This is a genomic window from [Rhizobium] kunmingense (assembly GCF_977018605.1).
In genome coordinates, this window is sequence record NZ_CDRNXG010000001.1 from 2949865 (window position 1) to 2963986 (window position 14122).

The 14122-nt window shown below is 63.2% G+C and carries 10 protein-coding genes; 6 read left to right on the forward strand and 4 right to left on the reverse strand.

The features are described 5' to 3' along the window. The first annotated feature begins 8 nt into the window (after positions 1-8). The 3 genes from AC0JZ4_RS14305 to AC0JZ4_RS14315 all read left to right on the forward strand — a co-directional run bounded on the left by AC0JZ4_RS14305 (position 9) and on the right by AC0JZ4_RS14315 (position 5211). Complete coding sequence (locus AC0JZ4_RS14305) at positions 9-2351, forward strand: membrane-bound PQQ-dependent dehydrogenase, glucose/quinate/shikimate family (RefSeq protein WP_471887027.1); 2343 nt, start codon at positions 9-11, stop codon at positions 2349-2351. A 203-nt stretch (positions 2352-2554) separates the two neighbouring features. Further along, positions 2555-4381 carry a glutamine--fructose-6-phosphate transaminase (isomerizing) gene (glmS, locus tag AC0JZ4_RS14310; RefSeq protein ID WP_471887028.1) on the forward strand — a complete coding sequence of 609 codons (1827 nt, stop codon included), beginning with the start codon at positions 2555-2557 and terminating at the stop codon, positions 4379-4381. 98 nt (positions 4382-4479) lie between these two features. Further along, positions 4480-5211 (forward strand): DUF502 domain-containing protein, encoded by a 732-nt coding sequence (locus AC0JZ4_RS14315; protein ID WP_471887029.1) that lies wholly within the window; start codon positions 4480-4482, stop codon positions 5209-5211. Between the two features lie 3 nt (positions 5212-5214). Here the strand turns inward: AC0JZ4_RS14315 and recG are convergent, their stop codons facing one another. Then, positions 5215-7320: an ATP-dependent DNA helicase RecG gene (gene recG / locus AC0JZ4_RS14320; RefSeq protein ID WP_471887030.1), complete on the reverse strand. Its 2106-nt coding sequence runs from the start codon at positions 7318-7320 to the stop codon at positions 5215-5217. 90 nt (positions 7321-7410) lie between these two features. On the opposite strand from recG, the gene AC0JZ4_RS14325 reads away from it, so the two are divergent. Both AC0JZ4_RS14325 and mfd read left to right on the forward strand, forming a co-directional pair. Next, on the forward strand, positions 7411-7734 hold the full coding sequence (locus tag AC0JZ4_RS14325; protein ID WP_471887031.1) for an FAD assembly factor SdhE: 324 nt from the start codon (positions 7411-7413) through the stop codon (positions 7732-7734). Beyond that, the gene (mfd, locus tag AC0JZ4_RS14330) at positions 7731-11261 is read left to right on the forward strand and encodes a transcription-repair coupling factor (RefSeq protein WP_471887032.1); all 3531 of its coding nucleotides are present in this window, start codon (positions 7731-7733) and stop codon (positions 11259-11261) included. Before AC0JZ4_RS14325 ends, mfd begins: the two co-directional genes overlap by 4 nt. A gap of 31 nt (positions 11262-11292) precedes the next feature. Here the strand turns inward: mfd and AC0JZ4_RS14335 are convergent, their stop codons facing one another. Then, positions 11293-11772 carry a hypothetical protein gene (locus tag AC0JZ4_RS14335; RefSeq protein WP_471887033.1) on the reverse strand — a complete coding sequence of 160 codons (480 nt, stop codon included), beginning with the start codon at positions 11770-11772 and terminating at the stop codon, positions 11293-11295. 755 nt (positions 11773-12527) lie between these two features. On the opposite strand from AC0JZ4_RS14335, the gene AC0JZ4_RS14340 reads away from it, so the two are divergent. Continuing rightward, positions 12528-12761: a hypothetical protein gene (locus tag AC0JZ4_RS14340; protein ID WP_471887034.1), complete on the forward strand. Its 234-nt coding sequence runs from the start codon at positions 12528-12530 to the stop codon at positions 12759-12761. Positions 12762-12803: 42 nt separating this feature from the next. Here the strand turns inward: AC0JZ4_RS14340 and AC0JZ4_RS14345 are convergent, their stop codons facing one another. Continuing rightward, a complete protein-coding gene (locus AC0JZ4_RS14345; RefSeq protein ID WP_471887035.1) occupies positions 12804-13049 on the reverse strand; it encodes a CopG family ribbon-helix-helix protein in 246 nt (81 codons plus the stop codon). A 117-nt stretch (positions 13050-13166) separates the two neighbouring features. After that, on the reverse strand, positions 13167-14105 hold the full coding sequence (locus tag AC0JZ4_RS14350) for a DMT family transporter (RefSeq protein ID WP_471887036.1): 939 nt from the start codon (positions 14103-14105) through the stop codon (positions 13167-13169). Positions 14106-14122 lie beyond the last annotated feature (17 nt).

Here is a 14122-nt window from a genome sequence, read left to right on the forward strand (position 1 = left end):
GAATTTCCTTGGCGGAGCTCACTTCCCACAAGTCATGCAGATGGCTTGTGATTGCACTCGCCGTCGTCCTCGCGCTCTTTGGAGCGGCCTTCGTGGCCGGGGGCGGTTATCTGATTACGCTTGGCGGTTCCTGGTATTACCTGATCGCCGGTGCAGCCCTTCTCGTCTCGGCGTGGCTTTTGCTGCGCGGGCGCGCTGCAGGTCTTGCGCTGTTCCTCGCCATCGGCGCGGCAACGGCGGCCTGGGGCGTCTATGAAGTCGGCTTCGCCTTCTGGGGCCTCGTGCCGCGTCTGGCACCGTTCGTCGTCATCGGTATCGTCGCCGCGCTGCTTCTGCCGGTTCTCGGCGGCGCGCGTGCCAGGGTGCCGGGCTTTGCCATCGCGGCCGTTCTGGTCGCGGTCGTGGCCTATGGCGCCTGGGGTGCCTTCCAGCCGCAGGGCGTTCTGCGCCCGGAAAATCCGGTGGCCGTGAAGGCGGGCGCGCAGCCCTCCGAACAGGCGTCGAACTGGCAGTATTACGGCTACAGCCCTGCCGGCACCCGCTTTGCACCTTACAATCAGATCACCGCGGAAAACGTCTCCAACATCGAGGTTGCCTGGACCTTCCGCACCGGCGAAGAGCCGGTCAAGGGATCCGAATTCCAGAACACCCCGACCCAGATCGGCGACAGCGTCTATGTCTGCACGCCGCTCAACAAGGTCATTTCGCTCGATGCGACGACGGGTGAGGAAAAGTGGCGCTTCGACCCGAAGGTCGAGAGCAACACGTTCTGGAACCGTTGCCGCGGCGTCGGCTATTATGAAAGCACCGTCGTGCCGGAAGGCGAGATGTGCCATGCGCGCATCATCCTGACGACGATCGACGCCCAGATGCTGGCGCTCGACGCCAATACGGGCGAGACCTGCGGCCAGTTCGGCGCCAATGGCGCGGCCAACCTCAAGGACGGCCTCGGCGACGTGAAGGCCACCTACTACTTCCCGACCTCGATGCCGACCGTGACCAACGGCCTCGTCATCATCGGTGGCTGGGTGCGCGACGGTCGCGATACCAACGAGCCGTCGGGCGTCATCCGCGCCTACAGCGCCGAAAACGGCGATCTGGTCTGGGCCTGGGATCTCGGCAATCCGGCGATCACGACGCTGCCGCCGGAAGGCGAGAGCTATACGCGCGGTACGCCGAACATGTGGTCGACGCCGGCATTCGACCCGGAACTCGGCCTCATCTACCTGCCGATGGGCAATGCGACGCCGGACTTCTGGGCCGGTCACCGCAACGAGGCCGGCAACAAGTACGGCGCGTCGCTCGTCGCACTCGATATCGCCACGGGCCGCGAACGCTGGCACTTCCAGTTCGTTCATCTGGACGTCTGGGACTACGACACCGCCTCGCAGCCGGCCCTCTATGACATGGCCGACGGTACGCCGGTCGTCGTGCAGACCACCAAGCAGGGCGATATCTACGTTCTCGACCGCCGCACCGGCGAACCGGTCAAGAAGGTCGAGGAGCGTCCGGTCGAACAGAGCCATCAGGAAGGTGACGCGATTTCCCCGACGCAGCCGTTCTCGGTGGACATGCCGCATCTGGGCGGTGCCGTCCTGACGGAAGCCGATATGTGGGGTGCAACCCCGTTCGACCAGCTGGCATGCCGCATTGCCTTCAAGAAGCTTCGCTATGAAGGTCGCTACACGCCGATGGTCAACGGCCAGCGCACGCTCATCTATCCGGGCTTCTACGGCGGCATGAACTGGGGCTCCATGGCGATCGACGAAAGCCGCGGCCTCGGCATCATCAACGACATCCGCATGCCGCAGATCGCAGAACTCATCCTGCGCGAAGATGCGACGCCGGAAATGTCGGCAAACATGAGCCATGATGCCGGCGTTCATCCGCAGGAAGGCACGCCGTTTGCGGCGCTGCGCGGCGGCTTCTACTCGCCGCTCGGCGTTCCGTGCCACATGCCGCCATGGGGCACGCTCTCGGCGGTCGATCTGGAAACCGGCGAACTTGTCTGGCAGCGCCCGATCGGTTCTGTCGAGGACAGCGTCCTGCCGAATGGCCTGAAAATGCCGCTGCCGATGCAGATCGGCATGCCGACCCTCGGCGGCCCGCTGACCACCGCCGGTGGCCTGACCTTCTATGCCGGTACGCAGGATTTCTACCTGCGCGCCATCGACACCGCGACCGGTGACGAAGTGTGGAAGGGCCGTATGCCGATCGGCGCCCAGGCAACCCCGATGACCTACATGGGCCGCGACGGCAACCAGTATGTCGTCATCGCCGCGGGCGGTGCTCGCCAGAGCGCCCAGCGTGGCGACTATGTGGTCGCCTACCGCCTGAAGACGGCCCGTTAATCGGGCTGCAACGGCTGGAGCTTGAGGGGAGGCAGAGCAATCTGCCTCCCTTTTTCGTCCGAATGGATGAAGCCGTTGGCTTTAGTCATGAAATTAAGGCTTTCGCGTTACGTTTGTATATTGAAAGTGACCGTGAAGATGATTGCACGGCGCGTGCGATCCGCTAGGACTTCGTGCGAAATGAATCATTCGGAGAAGTCTATATGTGCGGGATTGTTGGTATCGTCGGTCGAGAGCCGGTGGCTGAGCGTCTGGTCGATGCGCTTCGCAGGCTCGAATATCGCGGTTACGATTCCGCCGGCGTTGCGACGATCCACGAGGGCAAGCTCGATCGCCGCCGCGCCGAAGGCAAGCTCTTCAATCTGGAAAAGAAGCTCGACGGCGAGCCGCTTCCCGGCGTCATCGGCATCGCCCATACCCGCTGGGCCACCCATGGCGTGCCGAACGAGACGAACGCCCATCCGCATTTCGTCGATGGCGTCGCCGTCGTCCATAACGGCATCATCGAGAATTTTTCCGAACTGAAGGAAGAGCTTGCCGCCGAAGGTGCGATCTTCACCAGCCAGACGGATACCGAAGTCGTCGCGCATCTGCTGGCCAAATACACACGCGAGGGCAAGAGCCACCGCGAGGCGATGCTCGCCATGCTGAACCGCGTTTCGGGCGCCTATGCGCTCGTGGTGATGTTTAAGGATGATCCGGGCACGATCCTGTCGGCCCGGTTCGGGCCGCCGCTCGCCGTCGGCCACGGCAAGGGCGAGATGTTCCTAGGGTCGGATGCGATCGCGCTGTCGCCCTTTACCAACGAGATTACCTATCTGGTGGATGGCGACCTTGCCGTCATCACCCATGATCGTCTCGAGGTGATGGATTATCAGGGCCGCCCGGTCACCCGCAAAAGCCAGATCTCCCAGGCGACTGCCTTCATGGTCGACAAGGGCAATCATCGCCACTTCATGGAGAAGGAAATCTACGAGCAGCCGGAGATCATTTCCCACGCGCTCGGCCACTACATCGATTTCGCCAGCCATACGATCAAGCCGACCGATCAGGCGATCGACTTCTCCAGGCTGTCGGGCCTTGCCATTTCCGCATGCGGCACCGCCTACCTGTCCGGCCTCGTCGGCAAATACTGGTTCGAGCGTTATGCGCGCCTGCCGGTGGAAATCGACGTGGCGTCGGAATTCCGCTACCGCGAACTGCCGCTGTCGCCGACACAGGCGGCACTGTTCATCTCGCAGTCCGGCGAGACCGCCGATACGCTCGCCTCGCTGCGCTATGCCAAGGATGAGGGCCTGAAGATCGGCGCCATCGTCAACGTGCGCGAATCGACGATCGCACGGGAATCCGATGCGATTTTCCCGATCCTTGCCGGTCCCGAGATCGGCGTCGCCTCGACCAAGGCATTTACCTGCCAGCTGGCGGTTCTGGCTTCACTGTCGATCGCTGCCGGCCGCGCCCGCGGTACCGTTTCGGAGGCTGACGAGAAGGCGATGGTGAAGCATCTTGTCGAGATGCCGCGGATCATGAGCAAGGTGCTGAACGATATCCAGCCGGCGATCGAGGCTTTGTCACGCGATCTGTCGCGCTTCAAGGATGTGCTCTATCTCGGCCGCGGCACGAGCTTCCCGCTTGCGCTCGAAGGCGCGCTGAAACTCAAGGAAATTTCCTATATCCACGCCGAAGGCTATGCCGCCGGCGAGCTGAAGCACGGGCCGATCGCGCTGATCGACGAGCACATGCCGGTGATCGTCATTGCGCCGCATGACCGGTTCTTCGAAAAGACCGTGTCGAACATGCAGGAAGTGGCGGCCCGCGGCGGCAAGATCATCTTCATCACCGACGAGAAGGGCGCAGCCGCTTCCAAGCTCGAGACGATGGCAACAATCACGCTGCCCAATGTCGACGAGATCATCGCCCCGATGATCTTCTCGCTGCCGATCCAGTTGCTCGCCTACCATACGGCAGTCTTCATGGGCACCGATGTCGACCAGCCGCGGAACCTTGCGAAGTCCGTCACAGTTGAGTGATATCGGCCGGCTATAGCCGGTCTTGCATCCCTTTCACGCATCCGGCATTGTCGCGGTAAAGACTGCGGCAATGCCTTAAAATTCCTAGGATAATCATCATGAGCGACAGCCCCGAGCGGATTTCGATGGCCGGTCGGCTCAGGAACAACTTCCTTACTGGCCTGATCATCTGTGCGCCGCTGGCGATTACCATCTGGCTGACTTTCACCTTCATCGACTGGGCCGACAGCTGGGTCACGCCATACCTGCCGCAGCGCTACAATCCGCAATATTATTTCGACGTCACCATTCCAGGCACCGGCCTGCTGATCGCCGTCGTCTTCATCACCATCATCGGCTTTCTCGGGAAAAACCTGATCGGTCGCTCGATCGTCAATTTCGGCGAATCGATCCTGCAGCGCATGCCGCTGATCCGCAGCGTCTACAAGAGCATCAAGCAGATCTTCGAGACGGTGCTCAAAGAGCAGTCGACCTCGTTCAAGAAATGCGGATTGATCGAATTTCCGAGCTCCGGCATGTGGGCACTGGTCTTCATTGCCGGCGATGCACAGGGCGAAATTGCCGCCAAGCTCAACGAAAACGGAGAGGAAATGGTGGCCGTGTTCATGCCGCCGACGCCGGTTCCGACCGCGGGCTTTCTGATGTTCGTGCCGAAAAGCCGGATCATCCCGCTCGACATGACGCCGGAAGAGGGGGCCAAGCTGTTGATATCCGGTGGCCTGATCTCGCCCGAATACCATCCCGACGGCACGCCGCTGCCGGCCTTGCCCGCGCCGTCCAAACGCGCGACCAAGGCCGCGGAAAAGGCTGCCAAAGCGGCGACGAAATAAGGCTCAGCCCGCCCGCAGAAAACGGATCGCTTCGTCACGCCGGTGCAGGTAAAGCAGAATGCGCACTGCTTCGCCGCGTTCGCTCGTCAGATCGGGGTCGCGATCAAGCAGATAGGTCGCATCCTTGCGGGCAATCTCCAGCAGGTCGGCATGCGCCGCAAGGCTGGCTATCCTGAAACCGGGCGTGCCCGACTGGCGGGTGCCGAGCAACTCGCCTTCGCCACGCAGTTTCAGATCCTCCTCGGCGATCAGAAACCCGTCCTCGCTGTCGCGCAGGATCGAGAGCCGCGCATGGCCGGTTTCGCTGAGCGGCCCCTTGTAGAGCAGGATGCAGGTCGATGCCTCGTCACCACGGCCGACGCGGCCGCGCAGCTGGTGAAGCTGGGCAAGCCCGAAGCGTTCCGCATGTTCGATCACCATGATCGTCGCATCCGGCACGTCGACACCGACTTCCACCACGGTGGTGGCGACCAGCATGCGGATCTCGCCGGTCTTGAACGCGGCCATCACCGCGTCCTTCTCCGGCCCCGCCATGCGGCCATGCACGAGGCCGACATTCTTTGCCCCCAGTTCGCGGGCAAGAACGGCGTGGCGTTCTTCCGCTGACATCAGTTCGGAAACGTCCGATTCCTCCACCAGCGGGCAGATCCAGTAGGCCTTCTTGCCCTCGGCAATGGCACCTTTCAGGCGGGCGACGATGTCGCCGATGCGTTCCGTCGGCACGGTGACGGTCTGGATCGGTTTGCGGCCGGCAGGTTTTTCGGTGAGTTTCGAGACATCCATGTCGCCGAAAGCGGCGAGCACCAGGGTGCGCGGGATCGGCGTCGCGGTCATCACCAGCATATGCGGGGAAATGCCCTTGGCCGTCAGGCGCAGGCGCTGGTGGACGCCAAACCGGTGTTGTTCGTCGACCACGGCCATCATCAGGTTGGCGTAGCTCACCGTATCCTGAAACAGCGCATGGGTGCCGATGACGATCTGAGCTTCGCCCGATGCGATCCGCTCGACGATTGCGTCCCGCTCGCGCCCCTTGGTGCGGCCGGTCAGCAACTCGACCGTCACTCCGGCGGCCCCCGCCAGCTTCGAGATCGTCGCAAAATGCTGCCTTGCCAGAATTTCCGTCGGTGCCATCAGCACGGCCTGGCCGCCTGCCTCGACAGCGGCGGCCATGGAAAGCAGTGCGACCAGCGTCTTGCCGGCACCGACATCGCCCTGCAGCAGCCGCAACATGCGGTCTTCGCCGGCCATGTCCTTGGTAATGTCCTCGATGGCGGCGTTCTGGCTCGGTGTCAGCGAGAAGGGCAGGGCGTGGACGATCGAGGCCGCGAGATCGCCCTTCACCCGGATCGGCTGACCCGGCACCTTGCGGATTTTCTGGCGCACCAGCGCCAGCGATACCTGGCCGGCGAGGAATTCGTCATAGGCGAGCCTGCGTCTTGCCGACGCGTTCGGGTCGATGTCCTTTTCGTCTTCGGGATGATGCAGGCCGCGGAAGGCGTCGGTGACGGTCGGAAAGTTCTGCTTCTGGGTCAGCGCGCCGTCGGCCCATTCGGGAAGTTCCGGCAGGCGCTCGACGGCGCCTTCGATCACCTTCCTGAGCGTCTTTGGCGATAGGCCGGCGGTGAGGGGATAGACCGGCTCGACCAGTGCCAGGTTCTGCGCTTCCGAGACCTTCACCATGAAATCCGGATGCACCATCGAGGCTCGGCCGTTGAACCAGTCGACTTTGCCGCTGACCATGACCTGTTCGTCAACGGGCAGTGACTTCGACAGCCAGTCGCCCTTGGCGCGGAAGAAGGTGAGCGCCAGTTCGCCGGTCTCGTCGTGGAGAAAGACGCGGTACGGCTGGTTGGTGCCGCGCGCCGGCGGCTGATGGCGGTCGACACGTCCCTCGATGGTGACGATCGAACCTTGCGGGGCGAGCGCGATGCCCGGGCGGTTGCGGCGGTCGATCAGCGAGAAGGGGGCGTGGAACAGGAGATCGACGACACGGCAATCCTCGGCATCCTCGCGCCCGGTTACCTTGGCGATCAGGTCGGCGATCTTCGGGCCGACACCGGGCAGCGACGAGGCGGAAGCAAACAGCGGATCGAGTATGGCAGGGCGCATGGCGGATAAATGCGATAGATTTTGCCCATTTGGCAAGGTGACGCGGGCCGAAAACAATCCTATATGAACCGCAAAACAGGGACTTGGCTTATGACCGGATTGGCACGCACCAGCGCCGACCTCGACCCGCGCCGCAGGCGCATTCTCTATCGCTGCTGGCATCGCGGCATTCGCGAGATGGATCTCGTCTTCGGTTCGTTTGCGGAAGCCGAGATTGCCAACCTCTCCGATGAGGAACTCGACGAGTTCGAGCAGATCATGGCGGAGGATGACCACGACCTGCATGCCTGGATCACCGGCGCACAACCGTTGCCGGACGATCGCGACACGCCGATGTTTGCCCGTGTCGCCGCCTACAAGCCGGATTTCGATCCGGTCACCGAAGAGTCGCTGAAAGAGAAACTCGGCCAATGATTTCCGGATTTGATGCGAAGAAGATCGCGGCCGCTTCCGCGCCGCTGACAGTCGGCAATGTGCCGCCCGGTATGGAGCCCCTGTTGCTCGCCGAACTCGCGCGGTCCGGCCAGTCGGTGGCCTATGTTCTGTCCGACGGTCAGCGCATGCCGGATCTGGAGCAGATGCTCTCCTTCGTGGCGCCCGAAATTCCAGTCCTCTCTCTGCCGGCCTGGGACTGCCTCCCCTATGACCGCGTCTCTCCCAGTGCCGATGTCTCCGCGCGGCGACTATCGGCCTTGTCGGGTCTGATCGCCCATGCGAAAAAGCGGCATCCGGCGATCGTTCTCGTCACCGTCAATGCGATGCTGCAGAAGATCGCGCCGGCGGAAATCATCGAAAGCCTGGCGTTTTCGGCCCGTCCCGGCAACCAGATCCGGATGGACGATATTGCAGCAAGGCTGGAGCGCAACGGCTTCGACCGCGTGTCGACCGTGCGCGAAGTCGGCGAATTCGCCGTGCGCGGCGGCATTCTCGATGTCTTCGTGCCGGGCTCGGAAGAGCCGGTGCGGCTGGATTTCTTCGGCGATACGCTGGAAAGCATCCGCTCGTTCGATCCGGCAAGCCAGCGCACGACCGGCCAGGCACGCTCGCTCGATCTCAATCCGATGAGCGAGGTGACGCTGACGCCGGATACGATCAGCCGGTTCCGCACCAATTACCTGTCGCTGTTCGGTGCTGCCAACCGTGACGACGCGCTTTATCAGGCAGTCTCCGAAGGCCGGCGTTATGCCGGCATGGAACACTGGCTGCCGCTGTTTTACGAAAAGCTGGAAACGGCTTTCGACTATCTCGCCGGTTTCCGCATCGTCACCGATCACACGGCGCGCGAGGCGGCGGCGGAACGCTCCAAGCTGGTCATCGACTATTTCGAAGCCCGCCGTGATCAGGGGGCCCAAGGCCAGGGTGCTGCCGCCCATTCGACGCCCTACAAGCCGGTTTCGCCCGGCCAGCTCTATCTCGATGGCAAGGCGTTTGCTTCGGCTCTGGATGAGGCGGCGGCTCTGCGCCTGACGCCGTTCAACGAGATGGATGCGTCGGGTCGCCCGGTGGTGACACTCGATGCGCATACCGGTCCGCGCTGGGCAAAAAGCCAGGCGGAAGCCAGCTCCGAGACGCAGGATCGCGACGCCAACGACCAGGCCCGCGTCAATGTCTTCGACCTCGTCGTCAAGCATATCGCCGACAAGCGGGCTGAAGGCGCCAAGGTTCTCGTCACCGGCTGGTCTGCCGGCTCTCTCGACCGTCTGCTGCAGGTGCTGGACGAACGCGGGCTTAAGCGGATCAAGCAGATCGACAAGCTTGCCGATCTCGACAAGCTGGAGAAAGGCGAGGCGGCCTCGGCTGTGATGAGCCTCGAGGCAGGCTTTGAGACCGGCAATATCGTCGTCATCGGCGAGCAGGATATTCTCGGCGACCGCATGGTCCGTCGCGGCAAGCGACGCAAGCGCGGTGCGGATTTCCTCACCGAAGTAGCGGGCCTCGACGAAGGCTCGCTGGTCGTCCATGCCGAACACGGGATCGGCAAGTTCGTCGGGCTGATCACCATCGAGGCCGCCGGCGCGCCGCGCGCCTGCCTCGAGCTGCATTATGCCGATCAGGCAAAGCTGTTCCTGCCGGTCGAAAACATCGATCTCTTGTCGCGTTACGGTTCGGATGCGGCGGAAGCCAATCTCGACCGGCTCGGCGGCGGCGCCTGGCAGGCCCGCAAGGCCAAGCTGAAGAAGCGCCTGCTCGACATGGCGGGCGACCTGATCCGTATCGCCGCGACCCGCATGGTGCGCCGTGCGCCGGTTCTGGCGACGCCGGAAGGGCTTTATGACGAGTTCGCCGCGCGTTTTCCCTATGACGAGACCGAAGATCAGGAAAACGCTATCGAATCGGTGCGCGAGGACCTCGCGGCCGGTCGTCCGATGGATCGCCTCGTCTGCGGCGATGTCGGTTTCGGCAAGACCGAAGTGGCGCTGCGTGCCGCCTTCTTCGCGGCGATGAACGGGGCGCAGGTGGCAGTCGTCGTGCCGACGACGCTTCTTTCGCGCCAGCATTTCAAGACGTTTACCGAGCGTTTCCGCGGGCTGCCGATCAGGATCGCGCAGGCCTCGCGCCTCGTCTCGGCCAAGGAACTGGCGCAGACGAAGAAGGACATTGCCGAGGGCAAGGTCGATATCGTCGTCGGCACCCATGCGCTTCTGGGCACCGGCATCCAGTTCGCCAATCTCTCTCTCCTCATCATCGACGAGGAGCAGCACTTCGGCGTCAAGCACAAGGAACGGCTGAAGGACCTGAAAACCGACGTTCACGTTCTGACGCTTTCGGCAACGCCGATCCCGCGCACGCTGCAGCTGGCGATGACCGGTGTTCGTGAACTGTCGCTGATCACCACGCCGCCGGTGGACCGCATGGCGGTTCGCACATTCATCTCGCCGTTCGATCCGCTGGTCATTCGCGAGACGCTGATGCGCGAGCATTACCGCGGCGGCCAGAGCTTCTACGTCTGCCCGAGGCTGGCCGATCTTGCCGATATCCAGGCCTTCCTCCAGTCCGACGTGCCGGAACTGAAAGTGGCTGTCGCCCATGGCCAGATGGCGGCGGGCGAGCTGGAAGACATCATGAATGCCTTCTACGACGGCAAGTATGACGTGCTGCTTTCGACCACCATCGTCGAATCCGGTCTCGACGTGCCGACCGCCAACACGCTGATCGTCCACCGCGCCGACATGTTCGGTCTCGCCCAGCTCTACCAGCTGCGTGGCCGCGTCGGGCGCTCCAAGGTGCGGGCGTTCGCACTCTTCACCCTGCCGGTCAACAAGACGCTGACGCAGATGGCCGACCGTCGCCTCAAGGTGCTGCAGTCGCTCGACACACTCGGTGCAGGCTTCCAGCTGGCCAGCCACGACCTCGATATCCGCGGCGCCGGCAATCTCCTGGGCGAGGAGCAGTCCGGCCATATCAAGGAAGTCGGCTTCGAACTCTACCAGCAGATGCTGGAGGAGGCCGTCGCCGAAGTGAAGGGCGAGGATGAGATCGTCGATACCGGCTGGTCGCCGCAGATCTCGGTCGGCATCACGACGATGATCCCGGAAAATTATGTCCCCGATCTCCACCTGCGCATGGGCCTTTATCGCCGCCTCGGCGAAGTGCAGGAACTGTCCGAGATCGATGGTTTCGGCGCGGAAATGATCGACCGTTTCGGGCCGATGCCGCCGGAAGTGCAGAACCTCCTGAAGGTCGTCTATATCAAGACGCTGTGTCGCAAGGCGAATGTCGAGAAGGTCGATGCGGGACCGAAGGGCGTCGTCATCGCCTTCCGCGACAAGCAGTTCCCCAACCCTGCGAACCTCGTGGGCTATATCGCCAAGCAGGGATCGCTCGCCAAGATCCGGCCGGACCAGAGCATATTCCTCAACCGCGACCTGCCGACGCCGACCAAGCGCCTGACGGCCGCGGCGCAGATCATGACGCAGTTCGCCGAACTGGCGAAGGGCTAGTCGCTCGGCTGCCCGCTCGTCGACCACCGGCTCACCTCTCCACGGGCGGCAGGCGCTTTTGGCGGGCGCGGCGGGCGGCGTCCCAACGGGCGGGGTTCCAGCGGCCGGAATGGTTGCGGGCGATGGCGATGGCAGTCTCGTCGCTTATGCGGCGCTCGCCGTTCGGCGTATCGAATTCCTCGGCATGGGTGTCGAGGCAATGGCGGGCGTAATTCGCCATGTGGTAGAGTTCGGTGAAGACGTCGCGCTGGGCGGCGGTGAGGTTTTGCAGGCAGCAGGGTTCGCCGGTGGCGATGAAACGCCAGCGGCAGCTCTGGCCGCGACGGCACGAGCGACGGCGGCAGACCATCAGCGGCAGCGCCATGGCTTCGGCCGTGCGAGTGGCCAGCTGGTTGTCGATCTTCGGCAGGCTCCCGGCGCCGCTCTTCGTTTCGGGCGCGGGACGGATCATCGGCCCGGTCATAGACCAGATTCTGGGCCCGGTTTCGGGTATGCGCTTATCTGCGGACATGCTGCCCCCTTGGCGATCTCGAGAATTTTCAACGAACGGACGGGGCGCTGACAGCTGCCTCGTAAGTTGGTTTTATGTGGCACCTCTCAGCACCCCGTTCGGCGGTTTTTATCCGCGACTCCGGTCTCTCTGCCTTGGCCGTTGAGCGTGGTGTTCGTCTGGCGTGAGCCGGCACCGACGGCACGACGTGGCCGCCAGCACCAAAACTTCGCCGCCGCCGGGTGTTCCGCTTTCACGGATGGGCATGACGCCCGGCGAAACCACATCCCAGGGCCACCCTGTGTGCCGCACAGGCACATCCGACGCGCTGTTCGGGCATCAGAAGCGGGTGACATGACCATCGCCGTTCCCGCTTCCCCCGTGTCGCCGGAGGGAGACCATTTTCCGCGGACCCCGATGGCAGGGATTTACGTCCTCTCCCCACCACCAGCGCCGGCCCCGCCTCGCCGGAACGCCTTCCGGTGTATCCACGACGGAACGGGGGCATTATAGGCACAGGTTGAAAGGGCGGGGATGAGACTGCTCGCAACGCATTGATTTTGTTGAATCGATGTGCGGATTTTCGGAAGGTTGGGTGGAGAAGGCGGCATTATTGACCGTATCCGAGGAGGATATGGCAGCGGTTTGGCAAGACCTGACGCAGGTTTGCGCATGCGTGAACCATTGACGCAGGCTTGATGTCGTGGCTGGCTTCCCGGAGATATGACGTTGACGAAGGGAAGGCCTGATGGCGAGAAGCGAGGCCGGGGAAACGAATGCGCCTGTTTAGATGGCTGCTAATGGCGAGCGGGGTGGCGATCTTCATCGGGACGCTGGCCGCGTGGTATTGGGTGGCGGCCTTCGGCTGCGGAATGAATACGGCGGGCTGCAACGGGGTCAGCCTGCCTATGCCCTGTGAGGATCCTGAACTGTTCGGCGTATTAGGGCCGTTTCTTGCATTGGGTTTGGGCTTGTTCGGTGTCGGCAAGTGGGCTGTGCCGCGGAAGTGAAATCAGGGCCAAAAGCGCGCCGTGTGTAGCGGACGGATGGCATCAGAGCCTGCGCGGTTTGGCACCGAAGCGCTCAAGGACGGCGCTCACCTCTGTCTCGCTTGCGAAATCGCTACTCTTCGCCTCGGCAAGCCCGGCTTGGATCTCGGCTGTCTGCCGTTCCCCGCACGCCACGAATTCCTCGATCGCGTCGGCGGCGACGCTGTCGGCCGGGCGGCCGAGTTTCCGGGCCAGCCGGTCGAGCCGGTCGGCTGTTTCGTCGGGCATGCGGATGGTGATCGAATTCATCCGGCAACCTCGCGTTCAACGCGATTGTGGACTGGCGGAGGATACCGTCAAGCTCGCTTCACGCGGCACGGCAAAACGTTGCTTCGCGTTTCCCGACCTTCAGGCCGTGACAGAACCTTACTTCAGGTCCCCGTCTTCCGGCGCGATCACCGCGGCGGCCTGTGCATCCGTTCCCACGGCCGGCGGCAATGGCGTGCCGCGGACGCGTTCGCGCACCAGGGTCAGCATGCCGGAGCCGACGATCAGGAGGATACCCGCAAGCATCCACGCATCGATACCATCGCCGAAGACGAGGTAGCCGAAGGCGACGGCCCAGAGCATCTGACTGTATTGGATGGGGCCGATCATCGATGCGGGCACATAGGCCGCCGCATACATGACCAGAATGGCGGCAAGCGCTGCGAGGAGGCCGTAGCCTGCAAGCCATACCCATTGCATGCTGGTGGGTGCCTGGAAGCCGGGAAGGGCGAGCGCGCCGCAGACGATCAGGGTGCCGAGCACGCCGGCACCGTAGAGCGAGATGTTCTTTTCGGACGGTCCCATGGCGCGGAACACGACGATCGAGATCGCGCCGGACAGGCCGCCGAAGACGGCGCCGAGATGGCCGATCGACAGCTCGCGAAAGCCGGGGCGCAGCACCACCATGACGCCGATGAAGCCGATGGCGACGGCCGCCCAGCGGCGATAGCCGACCTGTTCCTTGAGAAAGATCACCGACATGATGGTGACGAAGGAGGGCAGCAGGAAGATCAGCGCGAAGGCTTCCGCCATAGACAGATGGGTGAAGGCGGTGACGCTGCCGATCGTGCCGCCGGCCTGAGCGATGAAGCGCAGCAACCAGAGCGGCCGGTTTGTCGTGCGGACGATATCGCTCCAGCGGTCGCCCTTCTTCATGATGAAGGGCAGGCCGACGAGGCAGAAGACCGCCCCGAGGAATGAGGACTGCATCGGGCTGATCTGTCCCTCGATCAGCTTGACGCTGGCATCACTCCAAGCATAGGCGGCAAAGGCCGCAAAGGCGAGGAGGACACCCTTGACTGTCTGGTCTTGTTGCACCGGCGTGACTTTCGAAA

Bases quoted from the DNA above. Each gene is read 5' to 3' on its own strand.
- glmS (WP_471887028.1), top strand. From the start codon at position 2,555: ATGTGCGGGATTGTTGGTATCGTCGGTCGAGAGCCGGTGGCTGAGCGT.
- AC0JZ4_RS14315 (WP_471887029.1), top strand. From the start codon at position 4,480: ATGAGCGACAGCCCCGAGCGGATTTCGATGGCCGGTCGGCTCAGGAAC.
- recG (WP_471887030.1), bottom strand. From the start codon at position 7,320: ATGCGCCCTGCCATACTCGATCCGCTGTTTGCTTCCGCCTCGTCGCTG.
- AC0JZ4_RS14325 (WP_471887031.1), top strand. From the start codon at position 7,411: ATGACCGGATTGGCACGCACCAGCGCCGACCTCGACCCGCGCCGCAGG.
- mfd (WP_471887032.1), top strand. From the start codon at position 7,731: ATGATTTCCGGATTTGATGCGAAGAAGATCGCGGCCGCTTCCGCGCCG.
- AC0JZ4_RS14335 (WP_471887033.1), bottom strand. From the start codon at position 11,772: ATGTCCGCAGATAAGCGCATACCCGAAACCGGGCCCAGAATCTGGTCT.
- AC0JZ4_RS14340 (WP_471887034.1), top strand. From the start codon at position 12,528: ATGCGCCTGTTTAGATGGCTGCTAATGGCGAGCGGGGTGGCGATCTTC.
- AC0JZ4_RS14345 (WP_471887035.1), bottom strand. From the start codon at position 13,049: ATGAATTCGATCACCATCCGCATGCCCGACGAAACAGCCGACCGGCTC.